This is a genomic window from Paraglaciecola sp. (assembly GCF_030730205.1).
Taxonomy (GTDB): domain Bacteria; phylum Pseudomonadota; class Gammaproteobacteria; order Enterobacterales; family Alteromonadaceae; genus Paraglaciecola.
This window is the reverse complement of sequence record NZ_JANQVQ010000206.1, coordinates 12,535-31,678: the sequence shown is the minus strand read 5'-3', so window position 1 is coordinate 31,678 and position 19,144 is coordinate 12,535. Positions and strand designations below refer to the sequence as shown.

The window sequence follows — 19,144 nt, the reverse complement described above, 5'->3', positions numbered from 1 at the left end:
ATATGCAAATGTGTCGAGGCCTCAATGTTTCAATTTTTACTCAACGACAAGCTCGTTAGTTATAGCCCTAAGCAGGCTGATTTAACCGTGCTTGAATATTTGCGCGAACACCAAAAACTGACGGGTAGTAAAGAAGGCTGCGCATCGGGTGATTGTGGTGCGTGTACCGTGGTGTTGGCCGAAACGAAAGCAGAGCTTACTGGGCAATCTGAAAACACCACAGATAAGTTACATTATCGCTCAGTCAATAGCTGCATAACCTTCATGTCAGCTTTACAAGGCAAGCAGCTTATTACCGTTGAACATCTTTCCCAAAACGGTCAGCTCCATCCTGTTCAACAAAGTATGGTAGACAATCATGCTTCCCAATGTGGCTTTTGCACCCCTGGTTTTATAATGTCGATGTTTGCCCTTTATCATCGTAATGACGAGGCAAACCGTGAAACCGTAAATCATGCCTTATCGGGTAATTTATGTCGTTGCACAGGTTATCGCCCTATTATTGATGCCACTATTCAAGCATGCGCTAATAAACAAACGGATTCATTTGACAGAAACAGTGCAGAAACGATTGCTCAACTGAATAACATCAAGTGCACCCAAGAAAACCAGCAACATCTGTTGTCCCCCGATTCAAGGTCGCGCTTAGCGCAGGCAATAGCTACTTATCCTGAAGCACCTTTATTTGCTGGCAGTACCGACTTAGCCCTGCAAGTAACGCAACAGTTACGTTCGTTTCCCACTTTAATTTCACTCAGCCGGGTCAAAGAGCTCACGCAACTAAGGGTTCAAGAAGAGGGTTTGTACATTGGTGCGGCGCTCCCTTTTAGTGATATCGAACACACTTTATTAAGTCACTTTGCAGCCCTTGAAGAATTATTCACGCGCTTTGCGTCTTACCCCATTCGCAATCAAGCAACGCTTGGCGGCAATGTGGCTAACGCTTCGCCCATCGGTGATATGCCCCCTGTTCTGTTAGCCTTAAATGCACATATTCATCTCGACAATGGCACGCAAAGACGCTCCATCGCTGCCAAAGACTTCTTTTTAGATTATCGCCAAACCGCTATGGTGCGAGGCGAATGGATTGAAGCGATATTTATTCCTTTTTTAGGCAAAGACACTCACCTTAAGGCCTACAAAATATCCAAGCGTATGGAAGACGACATTTCAGCGGTGTGCGCAGTATTCAACTTGCAATTAAAAGACGACCTGGTAGAAAAAATTGATTGTGGATTTGGTGGTGTTGCCCCAACCCCTGCGAGTATTGAATTAAACGAGTTGTTGCGCGGAAAATCCTGGTCTGCAGCAGCAACCTATGACTTGGCCTTGCCTTTAATACGAGATAGCTTCACGCCAATCGACGATGTACGAGCCTCAAAAGAGTACCGAGTAGAGATGCTGGTTAATCTTTGGCGGCGTTTTTGGTTAGAGACTAATAGTCAGCAACAGTCTATTGCTACGCGAGTTGTAAACCTAAATCAGCCGTTCAAAGGGGCCAGCCATGCGTAAACTAATTGAAGCGTCAACTAAACCAACTTCGACCTTCAGCACTGCAGGTAAGAGTCAGCCCCATGAAAGTGCTAAACGCCAAGTGAGTGGCTCTGCCCGTTATGTAGATGACATGCCCGAACCTGTTAACTTACACCATGCAGCGGTCGGTTTAAGTCAGGTCACGCGAGGCATCCTTACCCAGCTAGATTTACGTGAAGTAAAAGCCAGTGAAGGTGTGATAGATGTCATCACCGTAGATGACGTCCCGGGGCACATAGACATTGGCCCGGTATTCAAAGGCGATCCGATTTTTGCTAATAAAGAAATTTTATATCATGGCCAAGTCTTGTTTGCAGTATTGGCCACAAGTACCACATTAGCGCGCCAAGCAGCATTAAAAGCCAAGGTAGAAGTTGAACACAGTAAAGCGTGTTTAAGTGTTGAACAAGCCAGAGCTGAAAGCTACTTTGTTCGCCCGATGCATAAAATGCAACACGGTGATTTTGCACAAGGTTTTGCCGCGAGTCCTTTGCACGTTTCAGGTGAGCTGAAAATTGGTGGTCAAGAGCACCTTTACCTTGAAGGGCAAGTTTCGCTGGCCATTCCTGAAGAAGAAGACCGCGTTATAGTGTATACCTCAAGCCAACACCCCAGCGAAGTGCAAAAGTTAATCGCTGAAGTCCTTGACGTTAGATTGCACAAAGTCGTGGTTGATATGCGGCGCATGGGCGGCGGCTTTGGTGGCAAAGAAACACAAGCTGCACAGTGGGCCTGTATAGCTGCCCTATTGGCAAAACGAAATGATGTTGCAGTGAAACTTCGTTTACCTCGCATGCAAGACATGCAAGCTACGGGTAAGCGCCATCCGTTTGAAAACAGTTATCAAGTCGGATTTGATGAGCAAGGGCTTATCAAAGCGACTTACATGGATATCAACGGTATTTGTGGCCATTCGCCGGATTTATCTGACGCGATTGTCGACAGAGCCATGTTTCATTGTGACAATGGATATTATCTTGGTGAATGTACCGTTGAGGGCTACCGCTGCCGTACTAATCATGTGTCACACACAGCCTATCGCGGCTTTGGTGGACCACAAGGTATGATCATGGCTGAGGCGATGATGGATAAAATCGCTAGAAAGATCGATTGCGATCCACTCACCGTCAGACTTCGCAATTTATATGGCCCAGAAGGCAAAGACACCACGCATTATGGCATGAAGGTAGAGCATAACTTACTGCCTGAAATCATGGATAGACTGACTCATACCGCAGATTACTGGCAGCGCCGAGCAGAGATCACTGCATTTAATGCAACTAGCCCGGTGATTAAAAAGGGGCTTGCCTTAACTCCGGTTAAATTTGGTATTTCATTTACCGCTAAACACCTAAACCAAGCTGGCGCATTGTTGCACGTTTATACCGATGGCAGCATGCAAATCAACCATGGCGGCACCGAAATGGGCCAAGGTTTGCATACTAAAATTGGTCAAATCGTAGCCAATGAATTTGCTGTACCACTTGATTGGGTTGAGGTGACATCTACACGTACTGATAAAGTACCCAACACTTCGCCTACTGCCGCGTCGTCAGGCACTGACATGAATGGTAAGGCGGCGCAAAACGCCTGTATTGAAATAAAACAACGCTTGGCACAGCTGTACGCCAAAGAATGCAATGCGCAGCCGCAAGATGTCATTTTCGTTGATCAACAGGTTCACTGCAAACAACACCGTATTGAATTTGTCGAACTCATTCAAAAAGCCTATTTTGCCCGTGTGTCACTTAGCGCTACGGGGTTTTATAAAACCCCTAAAATTCACTACGATCGTGAAATAGGTAAAGGTCGGCCCTTTTTCTATTTTGCTTATGGTGCAAGTTGCTCTGAGGTGTCGGTTGATACCCTTAGCGGTGAATACAAAGTTGAACGTGTGGATATTTTGCACGATGTAGGTACAAGCTTAAATCCTGCTATTGATATCGGCCAAATTGAAGGCGGTTTTGTGCAAGGCATGGGCTGGGTTACCAGTGAAGAGTTGTTGTGGGATAAAAGCGGTAAACTGCTCAGTCATAACCCTGCAACCTATAAAATTCCGGCCATTGGAGATATTCCTGATAAATTTAACGTAGAACTGTTCCCAAGGCCTAACGGTGAAGACAGTATTTACCATTCTAAAGCAGTGGGTGAGCCACCATTTATGTTGGCAAACTCGGTTTGGTGTGCCTTAAAGGATGCTATATCCAGTATTACGCATTATAAACTTGATCCTCAGCTCCCCTTACCCGCTACGCCAGAAAAAGTCTATTGGGCAGTATGTGAAGCTCAACGCTTTGCTAGCAAAGGATCATCGCTATGATCAAACCGCGCACCTGGTTTGATGCTTTGCATCACTGCCAACAACAAGGTGAAAGTTACGTGCTAGTCACCTTGCTCGCCACCGCAGGGTCAACTCCGAGAGACGGCGGAACTAAAATGCTGGTTTGTGCCGATGAAACCTTTGACACCATTGGTGGCGGTAATCTCGAACACATCGTCACGCAGCGGGCTCGTGGTTTACTTGTTGAGAGTCAAAACCACCAAGCGCGCAGCGAGCATAATACCCAGCACCTTGAGCACTTTCCCTTATCCAGTAAATTAGGCCAATGCTGCGGCGGTGCGACCAATGTACTATTTGAAGTCTTTGTCGCGCATTGTCAGCAATTGGCTATTTACGGTGCAGGTCACGTTGCACAAGCTTTAGTACCGATTATTGCCCAATTGCCGCTACAAATTTTGTGGATTGATGAGCGCGAGACACTGTTTCAAGACTTCAAACCTCATCATCCTAGCCTTAGCAGCAACCTTAAGTATTGGGTCAGTGACGACCCAGTCGCCAGTGTTAATCAGCTCAAACCACAGGCTTGGATGCTGGTGATGACACACAATCATCAACTCGATTTTGATTTGGTCACCGCCGGTTTAGCGCGCCCTGACATAGCCTATTTAGGCATGATTGGTTCGGATACTAAAGCAAGGCGCTTCACCACAAGGTTAGGTCATCGAGGGCTTAATCAATTAGACATAAACCGTCTAATTAGTCCGGTAGGCGAGCTAAGTATCCCAGGCAAAGAGCCAATTAATGTTGCGGTTTCAATTGCCGCGCAATTAATGCAGCGCCTCGATAGTGGCAAGCAGGATCCCATCGAACAAAAAGCCAAGTGGCAATATAACCGCCAGCTTATATCCACCCTGGAGACGAATAAATGACACTAAGTGAACTGAATGAATTACCCAGTGATGAAGCATTTAGCTGGTTTAGCCAATGCTGTGTATCAAGCCACTGGTGTAAATTGATGGTTGACGCTCTACCGTTTTCTGACCTCGCTAGTCTCCTCTCTTGGGCCCAACAAAACTGGCAAGCGTGTAGCAAGCTTGACTACCTTGAAGCCTTTGATGGCCATCCGATGATTGGTGATGTGGCGTCACTGCGTGCTAAGTATGCCAGTACTAAGGCACTGGCGAGTAAAGAGCAACAAGGCGCTGCTGAGGCAGACGAAGCAACCTTGATAGAATTGAGCGAAATGAATCATAAATACCTCGCTAAACACGGCTTTATTTTCATTATATGTGCCACTGGGCTCAGTGCACTGACCATGCTTAATGCACTTAAGGCCCGGTACGATAACGATACTGCCACTGAAATTTCATTGGCTGCTGCTGAGCAGTTGAAAATCACCCTATTACGCATTAACAAAGGATTAAGCCATTAATATGTCTATTAGTCTCTCGAGCCACGTACTGGATACGACCCTAGGTAAACCCGCTGCCAACATGAAGCTCACTCTGATCACCCCTGAAGGTAGAGAAGTAGAAGCCCTTACTAATAACGATGGTCGGTGTAATCAATGGCAAGCCACCGAATTTACAGCAGGTATTTATCAGCTTCGTTTTCATACCAAAAGCTATTTACTTGAGCATCATGCTGCTGCTTTTTATCCCTATGTGGATATTCATTTTGAGCTGGTAGAAGATGGCGGTCATTACCATGTGCCTTTGCTGATATCGCCCTTTGGCTTTAGCAGTTATCGGGGTAGTTGATGCAAATTACTTCTCCAATATTGGAAGCGGAAATGCGTCAGGGCTATCGTGCGCAAATTTTGCATTTTCCACAGGCCAGTGCTTCACCAAAAAGCGATTATGTGTTCTTAATTGACGGCCTACTAGTTACGCGTAACGATAAAATTGAATTTATTGGCGATTATAAAAGCAATATAAATCAATATGATAATTTAAAAATAGTCGATTACTCTGGAAAATTACTGCTACCTGGTTTTATCGATAGCCATATGCACTTCCCGCAAACCGAAATGCTTGCCAGTTTCGGCGAACAGCTGCTTGATTGGCTGACAGATTACACCTTTCCGGTAGAGAATAAGTTTGCTGACAAAGACTACGCTAGCGCCATCGCTGAGGTGTTTTTGCGTCAATTGTATCGCCATGGCACCACTTCAGCCATGGTGTATTCATCTGTGCACAAAACGGCAACTGATGCATTATTTACAGCGGCGCAGCGTCAGAATATGTTGTTAATGGCGGGTAAAGTTTGCATGGATAGAAATTGCCCCACGTGGCTACAAGACACCGCGCAAACGGCACAGCAAGACAGCGCTGATTTAATTAATACTTGGCACGGCAAAGACCGTTTGCACTATGTCATCACGCCTCGTTTTGCACCAACCAGCACAGAAGCGCAATTAGCTGCGCTGGGCGAACTTGCCAAACAATATCCCAGCGTATTTATTCAAACCCACTTAAGTGAAAATCACAACGAAATCGCTTGGGTAAAATCACTTTATCCAAACCGCAAGCACTATCTTGATGTTTATGATCATTATGGTCTGGTTCGAAAAGGTGCTGTGTTTGGTCATGGTATTCATTTAGAACAGGATGAATGGCAATGTTTAGCAGACAAAGGCGCCAGTATCGCATTTTGCCCTACGTCTAATTTGTTTCTAGGCAGTGGTTTGTTTGATTTAGCGAAAGCTGAACAGCATCACATTCCGGTCTTACTCGCCACAGACGTGGGCGGCGGAACCAGTTTTAGCATGCTCAGAACGTTAGGCGAAGCTTACAAAATATGTCAGCTTAAAGGCAATCAGCTCGATCCGATGCACGGTTTGTATTTGATGACGCAAGGAGCCGCGCTTGGACTTGGTCTTGAGCACCATATCGGTAATTTAAATCCAGGGACTGATGCAGATTTTGTGATCCTTGACCCGATGTTTGACGAGCTCAGTAGTTTGCGGTTTGCGCACCACCACACGCCCCAAGATTTAATCTTTGGGCTAAGCATGCTAGCTGATGACCGCGCCACCGTGGCAACTTACATTGCCGGTAAACCCGTTTATCAAGCCCCTAGGGGTGACTTGTAGTAATAGAAGGAAGTAGAAAATGCCTTGGTTTGATTGGATTAGTTTATTTGCTCGGTGGTTTCACGTCATCGCTGGTGTCGCGTGGATAGGTGCTTCATTTTATTTCATCTGGTTGGATAACAACTTACGTACCCCGCCCGATTGGAAAAAAGAAAAAGGCATCAAAGGTGACTTGTGGGCAGTGCATGGCGGTGGTTTTTACGAAGTTGCTAAATATGCTTACGGCCCCGCGCAAATACCAGAAAAACTCCACTGGTTTAAGTGGGAAGCCTACACCACTTGGTTAAGTGGCTTTTTCTTATTGGGCTTAGTGTATTATCACGGTGCGTCTATTTATCTCATTGACGCCAGCGTAATGCAGCTATCAGTGGCAGAAGCCATAGCCCGTGGTTTGGGATTAATTTTTGGTGGTTTGTTCATTTATGAAGCGGCTTGTCGCAGTCCCTTAGGGCGTTCACCTGTTTATTTTGCGGTATTTTTATTAGCCCTCATCACCTTAGCTAGCTATTTAGCTTGTCATTGGTTTAGTGGCCGTGGGGCGTTTATGCATGTGGGAGCATTAATAGGTACCATCATGGCTGGCAATGTCTTTTTTAAGATCATGCCCGCTCAGCGCTTAATGGTGAACGCAGTGGCAAACAAAGGCGAAATTGATCCCGCCTGGGGCGAAGCCGCTAAGTTACGGTCCGTGCATAATAATTACTTTACCTTGCCTTTGCTGTTTATCATGATCAGTAATCATTACCCCATGACCTACCAGCACGAGCTTAACTGGTTGATATTGGTCGCAATTGGCATTGTTTCAGCATGGATACGTCACTACTTTAACCTTAAACACATCGGTATAAGCCGTCCATCAGTGCTGATTACCGGCGCTATTGGTATGGTATTAATCGCCTTATGGGTGTCGATGCCACGCTCAGAGCCGGTAGGTGAGTTCGGTGACAATGCTGCAAGGGTAAACCAAGTAAGCGCCCCCGTGCTCACTGAGGAGCAACAGGAAGTGTTTGATATAATTCAAACACATTGCGCTAATTGCCACGGCGCGAACCCCACTGATGATATCTTTGTGGTGGCACCGCTTGGTTTGATGTTAGATAACTGGCAACAAGTTGAGGCTCGTGCTCCACTTATATACCAACGTGCTGCGGTGTCTAAAGATATGCCTTTGATGAACAAGACCGCAATGACAGAGGATGAGCGCCAAGTTATCGCGCGCTGGTTTACTCATTTACAGCCTTAATAAATGTTAAGGACTTGTTTACAACCATAGACAAGTCCTTGCTTTATTTGCTCTAATTAGCCAAACACTATATTTAAAGCCTTGTTATGTTTGGAATTTTTAGACCTGCCCCCCACCAACCCCTAATCGAACAAGATAAAATAGACAGCACTTACAAACGATATCGGTGGCAGATCTTTATCAGTATTTTTGTCGGTTATGCCGCCTATTACTTGGTACGTAAAAACTTTTCCCTAGCCATGCCATTTTTAATTGAAGAATATGGTTACAGCAAGGGCGAGCTTGGTATCGCTTTGTCAGCGGTTTCCATTGCTTATGGTTTAAGTAAATTTTTAATGGGTAGCGTATCTGACCGCAGTAATCCTCGCTATTTTTTAACTACCGGCTTGCTTATTTCAGCCGGGATCATGTTTATTTTTGGTTTTAGTGATTGGGCACTACAAAGCGTTAGCACTATTTTTATTTTGTTATTTCTTAATGGTTGGGCGCAAGGTATGGGCTGGCCCGCCTGTGGTCGTACTATGGTGCACTGGTTTTCAGGCAACGAGCGTGGCCGTACGGTGTCATTTTGGAATATCGCTCATAATGTTGGGGGGGGGTTAATCGGCCCAATCTTCATTTTAGGAATGTCATGGTTTAATGATTGGCAAAGCGCCTTCTATTTACCTGCGGCAGTTGCAAGTTTTGTCGCTGTGTTTGTTTTTTTAACGCTCAGAGATACCCCGCAATCCCTTGGCCTGCCCTCTATCGAAGATTACCGTGAAGACTACCCCAAAAACTATGATCAAAGTCATGAACAAGAACTCTCTGCCAAGCAAATCTTTTTAAGTTATGTACTCAATAACAAATTATTGTGGTACATCGCTGTGGCCAATGCATTTGTTTACTTGATCCGGTATGGCGTACTCGACTGGGCACCGACCTATTTATCTGAAGCAAAAGACTTCTCAATCAATAAAAGCTCTTGGGCCTATTTTTTGTATGAGTGGGCGGGCATTCCAGGCACCTTACTGTGTGGTTATATCAGTGACAAATGGTTTAAAGGACGCCGTGCGCCAGCCGCCATTTTATATATGGTGTTAGTCCTCATGGCGGTATTAATTTATTGGCTAAATCCCGCCGGCAACCCTGCGGTTGATATTGCCGCATTGATGGCTATTGGCTTTTTGATTTACGGCCCCGTCATGTTAATTGGCTTGTTTGCCTTAGAGCTAGTACCCAAAAAAGCAGCGGGTACTGCAGCAGGGCTAACAGGTTTATTTGGTTATTTAGGCGGCGCCGTTATTGCTAATATCGCCTTAGGTTACACCGTTGATCACTTCGGTTGGGATGGTGGCTTTGTACTCTTAGTCGGAGGTTGTATCGGTTCAATCGTTTTAATTGGCATGACCCTCAAACACGAAATAGCGCACGAACAGAGCAAAAAACACTAAACAACACAACCATGCACATCATCCTTCAAGATGAATGTGCAGGGATACTTTTTGAATCAACAAACTGATCAACTCAGGCTGCATATACACGTAGTTATCGGCTATAGCGAGGCACACCACCGGGGTATGTTTAAGCAGCTTATTGTATTTGCTATTTACTTTACTTTTGTGGGCTTTTTCCATCACAAAAACGATATCAGCCCACTCAATTAAATCACCCGACAAAGGGGTTTCAGCGTCTTTATTGGTACCACAACCAATGGCAGATAAGCCTTTGCACTCATTAAAAACAGCCTCAGCAGTAGGGCTTCTGAGCCGATTTTCTGTACATACAAATAACAGGTTTACGGGCTTACTGAGCTTAGAGATTACAAACTTCCTTCTGTTTCGATATGCACAATATGACCACAATGTTTACAATGAATGGCATCACTGTCATGGCGATTCAAACCACAACTAGGACACTCATATTTGACTTTATTTGGCCGGAATATGGTTTGGATGAGGCGCAAAAATAATGAAATCCCAAAGATCATAATCAGCACTGCCAGTATACGCCCATCGGTACCTAATAAAGTGATATCACCAAATCCGGTGGTCGTTAAGGTGGTAATTGTAAAATACAATGCATCAACGTAATTGGCTATCCCCGGATTTTTACCCTCTTGACTCACTAACACCACGGCGGTAATAACAAAAATAAACACCAGTAGATTAACAATACTAAACAAAATTTCTTCATTGGCTCGCACGAAAGACGACTGGCGACGCAGGTTTTTTATAACATGATAAGAACGTAATAAGCGCAGTGCTCTGGCAACCCGTAAGAAGCTAAAGTTTGCAGCCAAGGAAGGTGCGAATAAAGATAAAATAACGATCAAGTCGGCCAAACCAACGGGATGCAGTATATCTTGTACCCGCTTTTTACTGATAAATAGTCTGGCTAGCAGTTCAACTACATAAACAAGGCCAATACCAATTTCAATCCAGCGTAATTCACTAAAATAATGAAAAAAAGATGAGATAATAAAATAACAAATAGTTAAGGCATCAAAGGCCAGCAAACTCCATCGAAAACGATTAGCGGCACGACTATTACCAAGGTAAAGCAGTTCAATTTTGCGTTTAAAGCGGTTCTGAGTTTTACCCTCAGCGGTACTTGCTGTAGTCATAGAATGGGTCAATGTGGTGTTGAGTTATTGCTGTATCAGCAAGACTAGCGACTTATGCATGATGATAACACTCAATAGCTGCTAGGAGATTGATTAAAATGGCGTTTAAATTCACGACTAAACTGTGATGGGCTACTATATCCGACCAAATTTGCCACTTCATTGGTGCGTTTTCCACCCACATGAATCAGCTCTTTGGCCTTGCCTAAGCGCACCTTTTTTAAATACTGCAAGGGTGACTCCATGGTAACTTGACGAAACGCGCGGTGAAACGCCGATACGCTCATGTTAGCTTCAGAGGCGAGTGCCTCAACACTGATCTCTTTCGAATAGTCCACATGCACTCGATTTAAGGCTTTGGCAATACGCGCATAGTGCCCTTCGTATTGGGCTAATCCCAGTAACGTATGCCGTTGTGGCCCTACTAATACCTGATAAACAATCTCTCGAATAAGTCCTGGACCTAAGATCGTAGAGGCGGTTTTATCTTTCAAGGCATCGAGTAAGCGAATACAAGACAATTGAAACGCCATATCTAATTTAGCTGCCTTTAAGCCACATTCGAGCACTTGTTTGTTATTGCTCTGCAGCCCCTGTTCAAGATAAAGCAAATTGACTAGTTCATGTAACAATGAAGGTGGAACATCAATACTGAGTCCGAGTATCGCTTGATCATCTTCGACAAAGGCTTCACATTCCAAGGGTAGCGGTACACCGATTACCAAATAATTACCAGCGCCGTACTGTACCGCGTGGTCGCCTAAATGAATGACCTTTCGGCCCTGGCCAACAATAATAATACCTGACTGATACAAAAGAGGTTGGCGCACACTGCTTTGACTGGCGCGATAAAAATGGACACCGGGCAAATAAGTTGAACTATTTCCCTCTAAGTTTTGTAAGTGCATGTGGGCAACGTAATCTTGCATCATGCTTGCGATATCTAACATATAAAAGCTTATCCTGTAAAAGTTTGATGAATCTACTTAAAAAAGTAGGATTAGGCAAGATATTGGCGCATTTATCGGTTATAAAACTTATTTTAAAGCACTATTATATAAGCACACTACAAAATACATTGAGTATTACACGATTGATTATCCTTTTATCAATCATCAACAGGAGACAGAGTATGAAATTTTCATTTTTAAATCCGACTAAAATTGAGTTTGGCCAAGGCCAGATCGCCACTATCAAAACTAATATCCCCAAAGACAGTAAAGTGCTGGTTATCTATGGTGGCGGTTCAATCAAAAAGAACGGTGTTTATGATCAGGTTGTGACAGCGCTTGCTGGACATGATTGGCAAGAGTTTTCTGGTGTTGAGCCAAACCCTACCGCTGAAACCTTAGACAAAGCTGTTGCCATCGTTAAAGATCAAGGCATTAACTTTATTCTTGCTGTTGGTGGTGGTTCAGTGATCGACGGCGCTAAATACGTTGCAGCAGCAGCAAAATATAATGGAGATGGTTGGGATATTCTAACCGGTAAACATCAAGTTAACGACGCAGTGGCCATCGGTGCCATTTTGACTATTCCTGCTACAGGTTCAGAGTCTAACGGCGCATCGGTTGTCACCAAAGCAGCAACCCAAGATAAACTCGCGTTTATATCTCCTTTGGTATTTCCAAAGTTTGCCGTGATGGATCCAGACGTAATGAAAACCTTACCACAGCGTCAATTGGCCAATGGTGTAGTGGATGCATTTGTCCATACCTGTGAGCAATATTTAACTTTCCCAGCTAATGCTATGGTACAAGATGCATACGCTGAATCTTTGCTTAAAATCCTCACCACGCTTGCCAGCAACTTTGACAAGCAAGATGACAGCTGGCGCGAAAATTTGATGTGGGCAGCCAACCAAGCACTTAATGGCTTAATTGGTGCTGGTGTTGCACAAGATTGGGCGACTCACATGATTGGTCATGAATTGACCGCTTTATACGGTGTTGACCACGCTCGTTCACTGGCCATCGTGCAGCCTTCATTGCTGCGCAATCAAATGAGCTATAAAAAAGCCAAATTAGAGCAAATGGGCCGCAACGTATTTGGCCTCAGCGATGGAGAAGACTTAGCAGAGCGAACTGTCCAAGCTATTGAAGCCTTCTATCACAGCTTAGATGTGGCAACTCAGTTGACTGAACACGGTAGCGATAAAAACGCAGCAGTTGAAGCGGTTCTTAATCAGTTGAAAAAACACGGCATGGTTAAAATCGGTGAGAATCAATCGATTACACTTGAGCAAAGTAAAGCCATCCTTGAAGCCGCAGTAGCGTAACGGTTTTTTAGTTCCAAAGGCAACTGAACCTTGATTTAGTTGCCTTTTTTATATACCTAGCGCCTTGCCTGTAACATTTTCTGCACACAATTGTTAATACGATGTTTTAAGCCCGCACGACAAATTCCTTCCTAGCTTATAGGCTAACGCCCTCTATTGGCTCAGCGACATACAGTTATAAGCCTGAGTGATAACCAATATAACGACAAAAGACTACTCAGCATCTAGGCAATCTGGCTCAATGTAATTGCGTATATGCTTTACGTTTTTTTAAAAGACACCTTTGGGGAGCGCGATTTATGGCACAAACAATGATTATTAAGCAATTAGCGCAATACGGCATCATGGACGTCAGTGAAGTCATCCACAATCCATCTTATGAGCAACTGTTTACCGAAACCACTTTACCTTCATTGACTGGCTTTGAGCGAGCGATGCAAACTGAATCTGGCGCGGTATCAGTTGATACTGGTATTTTCACCGGACGCTCACCTAAAGATAAATACATAGTATTAGACGATGTCACCAAAGATACCGTGTGGTGGTCAACCCAAGGTAAAAATGACAACAAAGCCATTAGTCCAGCCGTTTGGCAAGATTTAAAGTCATTAGTTACCCAGCAATTATCCACTAAACGTTTATTTGTGGTAGATACCTACTGCGGCGCAAACGAAGATAGTCGCCTTAAGGTGCGCTTTATTACTGAAGTCGCTTGGCAAGCTCACTTTGTAAAAAATATGTTCATTCGCCCTACCGAAGAGGAGTTAGCTGATTTTGAAGCAGACTTTGTGGTGATGAATGGGGCGAAAACCACCAATCCAAATTGGGAACTGCAAGGATTACATTCAGAGAATTTTGTGGCCTTTAACCTCAGCGAAAAAATTCAACTCATTGGTGGTACATGGTACGGCGGCGAAATGAAAAAAGGCATGTTCTCGATGATGAACTACCTATTGCCCCTCAAAGGTATCGCGTCAATGCATTGCAGCGCCAATGTGGGCAAAGACGGTGATGTAGCGATATTCTTCGGCTTGTCAGGGACCGGTAAAACTACGCTGTCAACCGATCCGCATCGCCAGTTGATCGGAGATGATGAGCACGGCTGGGATGATAAGGGTGTTTTTAATTTTGAAGGCGGCTGTTATGCCAAAACCATCGATTTATCGCAAGAAAACGAACCTGACATTTACCATGCGATCCGCCGAAATGCCCTCTTAGAAAATGTTGCGGTTGATGCTGCGGGGCATATCGATTATGCCGATAAGTCTAAAACCGAGAACACCCGAGTGTCTTATCCGCTCGATCATATCGACAACATCGTAAAACCTATCTCGCGTGCCGGTCATGCCAATAAAGTGATTTTCTTAACGGCCGACGCCTTTGGTGTCTTGCCGGCGGTGTCTAAACTGACACCTGAACAAGCCCAATATTACTTTTTATCAGGATTTACTGCCAAACTTGCAGGTACTGAGCGCGGTATTACCCAGCCTACCCCAACATTTTCAAGTTGTTTTGGCGCGGCTTTTTTAACACTCCATCCAACGACATATGCCAAAGTATTGCAGCAACGTATGCAGGCTTCAAACGCTCAGGCTTATTTAGTAAATACGGGGTGGAACGGCTCAGGAAAACGTATTTCGATTAAAGCCACACGGGCCATCATTGACGCGATTTTAGACGGCAGCTTAGATGCAGCAACTTGCACTCCCTTACCTATTTTTAATTTGGCAATACCGACACAGCTTAAGCATGTGCCAGCAGAATTACTCGACCCGCGCAGTACCTATGCAGACGAGGATGAGTGGCACCATAAAGCAGAAGAGTTAGCTGATCTTTTTATTACTAACTTCAGTAAATTTACTGATACCAACAATGGTAAAGCATTAGTCAGTGCAGGACCCCATTTGCTCGCAATGAGCTAAACAAAACCAACCTTATAGTCTAGATTCAGGCTACGGCACCCAGTCAGTGATGATTGTTGTGCCGTTTTTTTTAACATCCCTGCCCTACCTACAAAAGATACGTAGTTGCTAACGCTCATTTAGTTGCAGAAGGATTTTTGAGCTCTGCTCTGAGGGCAGTAACCTCTGACTGTAACTGCTGCAACAGTTGCACTAATTGCTCTTGGGTAGCTTGCTCGGCGTCGTGCTCCTCTTGATGCTCTTCATCGTGCATGCTTTGCACCGCATTAACGATGACGGCAATAAACAGGTTTAACATGGTAAAAGTGGCAATAAGAATGAATGGAATAAAAAATGCCCATGCATAGGGAAATTCAGCAATAACAGGCCGTGCAATTCCCATCGACCAGCTTTCCAGTGTCATGACTTGAAACAAGGTATATAAGGATGCCCCTATACTGCCAAACCATTCCGGAAAAGCATCACCAAATAGCTTCGTAACCATCACTGCTGCCACGTAATAGACCAGTGCCAACACCATCGCAATAGATAACATGCCATTTAATGACTTCACCAAAGCACCGACGATTTTGCGCATAGATGGCACGAATGTAAGTACCCTTAAGACCCGCAATACTCTTAATGCACGAAGTACCGCAAAAGGACCACTAGCAGGTAATAAAGCAATACCTACCACGACAAAATCAAACACGCTCCACGGATTTTTGAAAAACGCTAAGCGATAGGCATAAAGCCTTAGGGCTATTTCAAGCACAAAAACACTCAAAATAGCCTTATCTAGCAATAGGATAAAGCCCCCGATGGTGTTCATTACCGACGGCACCGTTTCTAGGCCTAGCGTGATGGCGTTGATTAAAATTAGGGTGAGTAATATTCCTTGGGTCAGGCTGTTTTCAACTAAGGTACTGACTCGCTGTTGAAATTTTGGCTTTGTTACAGGTTGGACAGGGCTCATACGCTAACTCAACATTAATTTTGCGCTATTGTATGTAAGGCAAGGTGCTCGTCAATATGTGCGTCGCTTAATTTTTTGCTGGTGCCCTTGAGCACCATAACTTAGATACCTTAAATAGCATTAGGGCTTGTTGCGTTCATCCCACAGCTTCGGCTCCCAGAGTTCGACTTTGTTTCCGTCTGGATCCATGATCCAAGCAAACTTGCCATTTTCATGGGACTCAGGCCCCGCCACTAAGTCAATGTTTTCGGCTTTTAACTGCTCAATTAAGGCAAGTAAGTCATCCACCCGATAGTTGATCATAAAAGATGATTCACTGGGGCTAAACCATTGACTATTTTTATCAGCCAACGCCCAAACCGTCATGCCGTCGTCGTTCGCTTTATCATCTGGCCATTTGAGTACGCAGCCACCAAAACTTTCCAACGACATACCAAGGTGCTTTTCGTACCAACTGGCCAATGCGTTACTGTCGCCTTTACACTTTAGAAATACACCGCCAATACCGGTCACTTTAGCCATGATAATATTCTCTTTTCGTCAGTTTATGAGCTAAGCATAGCGAGTTTTGTGCACATAATGCACCCTTTTAAAGGTTTATCTATTTGCCAGTTTAGCCGCTTGGATAGCCAAGCCTTCACAAACAGAGTTAAACGCATCACCTTCTATCAATGGCAAATGAGGCAACATCAGTTCATGCAGCTCTTTTTTGACAATAGGAGATAAACTCATACCGCCAGTAATAAAGAGCATCTCAGGTGGCTCGGCGCTGTTGGCTAAGCATTCTGTGACTAAGCGTTTTACCTTTGTAAGCCACGATTGCATTGACTTATTTAAATCTTCGGTACTGATATCAACGTCGTAATCAGTCTCAATATAGTGCAGCGGTAAGGTAATATGCTCTTTAGATGACAGCATCTCTTTGGCGAGTCGTGATGAGTTAACCAAACGGGCAGATAACTTCTCTTCTTGCACCACTAACAGTCGCTCTAATAACTCAGGCTCTTTGACTAGTGACTTAGTTTGGGCAATTTCAAGGCCGTATTCGTCAGAGAAAAACTGGTTAAGCCTAGGAATATCATCCACCGCACACATATCTGAAAAATACGCTGGTGGAACAGGCAAACCATTATAGGTTAATAGTCCTTGACCCATAGTGGGTGCAATGGATTTTACAATAAGGTTTTTGTCGCACTCCATACCGCCCAAACGGGCACCGGTAACCGACAGTACATCTTGTTGGCGATCGAGATTGGCAAATTTACTTGGTGATAACTTAATGCAACAAATATCAGTGGTACCACCACCAATATCGATGACCAATACATTAGTGTGTTTGTCTAAAGTACGTTCAATTTTGTAGGCTGCGGCAATAGGCTCTTCAAGAAATTCTACATGTTTAAAGCCCGCTTTTTCAGCGGCTTGCGTCATGATGTCAATGGCTTGTGTGTTGCCTTCTTCCCCTCTAGAACCATGAAACTTAACTGGTCGGCCAATCACTGCGGTATCAACCGATTGTTGCAATTGTTTTTCAGCACTTAGACGAAAAAACTCTAATTGTTTGGCAATCATACCAACAAAAGCTTGGTGCTGGCCGGCAATTAAATTAGCACCTAAAAAGTTTTTTGGTGAGTAGATTAGGCGCCCTTTCTCTGGCGTTTTTAAATACCGTCTAAAGCCCTCTTCTCCGAAAGCAAATTCACCGGTTTCAACCAAACGATGCAAGGGCACATCTTGCACGGTCATATCCTCTAATAACACTTCGATGGCTCGGCGCTGTAAAGCCGGAGTATTATGAAATTGGGCCCTTAACTCATCGATTTTATCGCTGAACATTTGTTGTTTATCAGGGGTAATCGCTTCGTAATACCCTTCTTTGGCTTTTTCAATCTGCTGAGAAATTGCGCCTTTTATCTGCGTTACTTTAGCTTCAATTATTGAATCTGCAGGCCTTGGTAATTCCCCGTCATAATAAATGAACACTGATGAACGGATTTTGTTTGCTGATTCTTGCGAAGGATCTAAGGTGATAAAATGGTGTTGTTGTCCGTCAAAATAAATTGCCTCAGAGTTAGAGGTACCGTAGTCAATTCCAATCGCTGCCATTTTTACCGCCAGTTTGCCTAAAATAAAGCCGCGGATTGTAATGTAAAATTGGCTTCAACTCATTAGATGATTTGCCTGAATTGAATGAAAACAAGTGAGTAATTTTCATATCAGGGTAATTAACGTTGAGGAAAGTGGTAAAATAGCCTAAACGACACGTCTCGACTCCCTTGGATCCGTGCTCACACTCTGACTTAATTATTGAAATTTAAATAAAAATGCACGCTAATAACCTTCATAAACATGGCTACGATTTTACTCTTTTAACCCGTACCTTACCTGCATTACAGCCCTTTGTTATTGCCAATACTGAGCGGCGTCCCACGATAAATTTTAGTGATCCCCTCGCGGTCAAATTGCTCAATCAAGCTTTGCTTAAACATTATTACAATCTTACTTATTGGGATATTCCCGATGGCTTTTTATGCCCACCTATTCCCGGGCGCGCTGACTATATTTGTCACATTGCAGATCTCCTTAACGCCTCACATATTGTCAAGAACGATAACCAGATAATTGGCTTGGATATTGGGGTTGGTGCGAACCTTGTTTACCCCATTGTCGGCAGTCAAGTTTATCAGTGGGATTTTATAGGCAGCGAAATTAATCCTAGCTCACTTGCCTCAGCGCAACGTATTATCGACTCTAATACGAAGCTTGCTGGGCATATTAGGCTTCGCCCGCAGTGCAATGCAGACAACATATTTAAAGGCATCATTTTACCCCAAGATACCCTGACGTTTACGATGTGCAATCCTCCGTTTCATGCTTCAGCCGCTCAAGCCATTAGCGGCACACAACGAAAAAATAGAAATCTCGGGCGCAATAAACAAAAACGGGGGGTAACAGCAGACAAACAGCCTTCAACATCTCTCAATCATTTGAATTTTGCTGGGCAACAAAATGAATTGTGGTGTAACGGGGGTGAAGTGGCTTTTATTAGAAAAATGATAAACGAAAGTCAGCTCTTCGCTAAGCAAGTGCGCTGGTTTACTTGTTTAGTCTCCAAAAAAGAGCATCTAACGCTACTCTATCAGCAACTAGAAAAGGTCAATGCCAATGAGGTAAAAACCGTCAACATGAGCCAAGGGAGTAAGATAAGTCGTTTTATTGCTTGGCGATTTTAA

The 19,144-nt window shown here is 44.2% G+C and carries 17 protein-coding genes; 11 read left to right on the top strand and 6 right to left on the bottom strand.

Features of this window, described 5'->3' with window-relative positions; all coding sequences use genetic code 11:
* Positions 1-24 precede the first annotated feature (24 nt).
* From xdhA to glpT, 8 genes are all read left to right on the top strand, one after another.
* Entirely contained in the window at positions 25-1,512 is a 1,488-nt protein-coding gene (gene xdhA, locus NWQ57_RS14075) for a xanthine dehydrogenase small subunit (protein ID WP_306022793.1), read from the top strand.
* Positions 1,505-3,853: a xanthine dehydrogenase molybdopterin binding subunit gene (gene xdhB / locus NWQ57_RS14070; protein WP_306022792.1), complete on the top strand. Its 2,349-nt coding sequence runs from the start codon at positions 1,505-1,507 to the stop codon at positions 3,851-3,853. The genes xdhA and xdhB overlap by 8 nt, the downstream gene beginning before the upstream one ends.
* The gene (gene xdhC, locus NWQ57_RS14065; RefSeq protein WP_306022791.1) at positions 3,850-4,743 is read left to right on the top strand and encodes a xanthine dehydrogenase accessory protein XdhC; all 894 of its coding nucleotides are present in this window, start codon (positions 3,850-3,852) and stop codon (positions 4,741-4,743) included. The genes xdhB and xdhC overlap by 4 nt, the downstream gene beginning before the upstream one ends.
* Positions 4,740-5,246 carry a 2-oxo-4-hydroxy-4-carboxy-5-ureidoimidazoline decarboxylase gene (uraD, locus tag NWQ57_RS14060; protein WP_306022790.1) on the top strand — a complete coding sequence of 169 codons (507 nt, stop codon included), beginning with the start codon at positions 4,740-4,742 and terminating at the stop codon, positions 5,244-5,246. Before xdhC ends, uraD begins: the two co-directional genes overlap by 4 nt.
* Before the next feature lies 1 nt (position 5,247).
* Complete coding sequence (gene uraH, locus NWQ57_RS14055; protein ID WP_306022789.1) at positions 5,248-5,574, top strand: hydroxyisourate hydrolase; 327 nt, start codon at positions 5,248-5,250, stop codon at positions 5,572-5,574.
* Positions 5,574-6,908: a guanine deaminase gene (guaD, locus tag NWQ57_RS14050; protein ID WP_306022788.1), complete on the top strand. Its 1,335-nt coding sequence runs from the start codon at positions 5,574-5,576 to the stop codon at positions 6,906-6,908. The genes uraH and guaD overlap by 1 nt, the downstream gene beginning before the upstream one ends.
* A gap of 19 nt (positions 6,909-6,927) precedes the next feature.
* A complete protein-coding gene (locus NWQ57_RS14045) occupies positions 6,928-8,151 on the top strand; it encodes a urate hydroxylase PuuD (protein WP_306022787.1) in 1,224 nt (407 codons plus the stop codon).
* A gap of 86 nt (positions 8,152-8,237) precedes the next feature.
* Positions 8,238-9,584 carry a glycerol-3-phosphate transporter gene (gene glpT / locus NWQ57_RS14040; RefSeq protein ID WP_306022786.1) on the top strand — a complete coding sequence of 449 codons (1,347 nt, stop codon included), beginning with the start codon at positions 8,238-8,240 and terminating at the stop codon, positions 9,582-9,584.
* 18 nt (positions 9,585-9,602) lie between these two features.
* On the opposite strand, the gene NWQ57_RS14035 is transcribed toward glpT, so the two are convergent.
* The 3 genes from NWQ57_RS14035 to NWQ57_RS14025 form a co-directional block, all read right to left on the bottom strand.
* Positions 9,603-9,809, bottom strand: coding sequence for a hypothetical protein (locus tag NWQ57_RS14035; protein ID WP_306022785.1), 207 nt, complete (start codon positions 9,807-9,809; stop codon positions 9,603-9,605).
* Between the two features lie 143 nt (positions 9,810-9,952).
* A complete protein-coding gene (locus tag NWQ57_RS14030) occupies positions 9,953-10,756 on the bottom strand; it encodes an ion channel (protein ID WP_306022784.1) in 804 nt (267 codons plus the stop codon).
* A 71-nt stretch (positions 10,757-10,827) separates the two neighbouring features.
* Positions 10,828-11,706, bottom strand: coding sequence for an AraC family transcriptional regulator (locus NWQ57_RS14025; protein ID WP_306022783.1), 879 nt, complete (start codon positions 11,704-11,706; stop codon positions 10,828-10,830).
* A gap of 182 nt (positions 11,707-11,888) precedes the next feature.
* Here NWQ57_RS14025 and NWQ57_RS14020 point away from each other — a divergent pair, with 182 nt between their 5' ends.
* Both NWQ57_RS14020 and pckA read left to right on the top strand, forming a co-directional pair.
* The gene (locus tag NWQ57_RS14020) at positions 11,889-13,034 is read left to right on the top strand and encodes an iron-containing alcohol dehydrogenase (protein ID WP_306022782.1); all 1,146 of its coding nucleotides are present in this window, start codon (positions 11,889-11,891) and stop codon (positions 13,032-13,034) included.
* Positions 13,035-13,345: 311 nt separating this feature from the next.
* Complete coding sequence (pckA, locus tag NWQ57_RS14015; RefSeq protein WP_306022803.1) at positions 13,346-14,956, top strand: phosphoenolpyruvate carboxykinase (ATP); 1,611 nt, start codon at positions 13,346-13,348, stop codon at positions 14,954-14,956.
* Between the two features lie 115 nt (positions 14,957-15,071).
* On the opposite strand, the gene NWQ57_RS14010 is transcribed toward pckA, so the two are convergent.
* From NWQ57_RS14010 to NWQ57_RS14000, 3 genes are all read right to left on the bottom strand, one after another.
* Positions 15,072-15,911 (bottom strand): ion transporter, encoded by an 840-nt coding sequence (locus NWQ57_RS14010; RefSeq protein ID WP_306022781.1) that lies wholly within the window; start codon positions 15,909-15,911, stop codon positions 15,072-15,074.
* Between the two features lie 120 nt (positions 15,912-16,031).
* On the bottom strand, positions 16,032-16,433 hold the full coding sequence (locus NWQ57_RS14005) for a VOC family protein (protein ID WP_306022780.1): 402 nt from the start codon (positions 16,431-16,433) through the stop codon (positions 16,032-16,034).
* Positions 16,434-16,508: 75 nt separating this feature from the next.
* Positions 16,509-18,017 carry an Hsp70 family protein gene (locus NWQ57_RS14000; protein WP_306022779.1) on the bottom strand — a complete coding sequence of 503 codons (1,509 nt, stop codon included), beginning with the start codon at positions 18,015-18,017 and terminating at the stop codon, positions 16,509-16,511.
* 218 nt (positions 18,018-18,235) lie between these two features.
* Between NWQ57_RS14000 and rlmF the strand changes: the two genes are divergently transcribed.
* Positions 18,236-19,144 (top strand): 23S rRNA (adenine(1618)-N(6))-methyltransferase RlmF, encoded by a 909-nt coding sequence (rlmF, locus tag NWQ57_RS13995; protein ID WP_306022778.1) that lies wholly within the window; start codon positions 18,236-18,238, stop codon positions 19,142-19,144.

Excerpts from the sequence above, each read along its gene's own strand:
- NWQ57_RS14025 (WP_306022783.1), bottom strand. The coding sequence starts at position 11,706 with ATGTTAGATATCGCAAGCATGATGCAAGATTACGTTGCCCACATGCAC.
- xdhA (WP_306022793.1), top strand. The coding sequence starts at position 25 with ATGTTTCAATTTTTACTCAACGACAAGCTCGTTAGTTATAGCCCTAAG.
- NWQ57_RS14045 (WP_306022787.1), top strand. The coding sequence starts at position 6,928 with ATGCCTTGGTTTGATTGGATTAGTTTATTTGCTCGGTGGTTTCACGTC.
- xdhB (WP_306022792.1), top strand. The coding sequence starts at position 1,505 with ATGCGTAAACTAATTGAAGCGTCAACTAAACCAACTTCGACCTTCAGC.
- NWQ57_RS14020 (WP_306022782.1), top strand. The coding sequence starts at position 11,889 with ATGAAATTTTCATTTTTAAATCCGACTAAAATTGAGTTTGGCCAAGGC.
- uraD (WP_306022790.1), top strand. The coding sequence starts at position 4,740 with ATGACACTAAGTGAACTGAATGAATTACCCAGTGATGAAGCATTTAGC.
- NWQ57_RS14005 (WP_306022780.1), bottom strand. The coding sequence starts at position 16,433 with ATGGCTAAAGTGACCGGTATTGGCGGTGTATTTCTAAAGTGTAAAGGC.
- rlmF (WP_306022778.1), top strand. The coding sequence starts at position 18,236 with ATGCACGCTAATAACCTTCATAAACATGGCTACGATTTTACTCTTTTA.
- glpT (WP_306022786.1), top strand. The coding sequence starts at position 8,238 with ATGTTTGGAATTTTTAGACCTGCCCCCCACCAACCCCTAATCGAACAA.
- NWQ57_RS14000 (WP_306022779.1), bottom strand. The coding sequence starts at position 18,017 with ATGGCAGCGATTGGAATTGACTACGGTACCTCTAACTCTGAGGCAATT.
- pckA (WP_306022803.1), top strand. The coding sequence starts at position 13,346 with ATGATTATTAAGCAATTAGCGCAATACGGCATCATGGACGTCAGTGAA.
- xdhC (WP_306022791.1), top strand. The coding sequence starts at position 3,850 with ATGATCAAACCGCGCACCTGGTTTGATGCTTTGCATCACTGCCAACAA.
- guaD (WP_306022788.1), top strand. The coding sequence starts at position 5,574 with ATGCAAATTACTTCTCCAATATTGGAAGCGGAAATGCGTCAGGGCTAT.
- uraH (WP_306022789.1), top strand. The coding sequence starts at position 5,248 with ATGTCTATTAGTCTCTCGAGCCACGTACTGGATACGACCCTAGGTAAA.
- NWQ57_RS14030 (WP_306022784.1), bottom strand. The coding sequence starts at position 10,756 with ATGACTACAGCAAGTACCGCTGAGGGTAAAACTCAGAACCGCTTTAAA.
- NWQ57_RS14010 (WP_306022781.1), bottom strand. The coding sequence starts at position 15,911 with ATGAGCCCTGTCCAACCTGTAACAAAGCCAAAATTTCAACAGCGAGTC.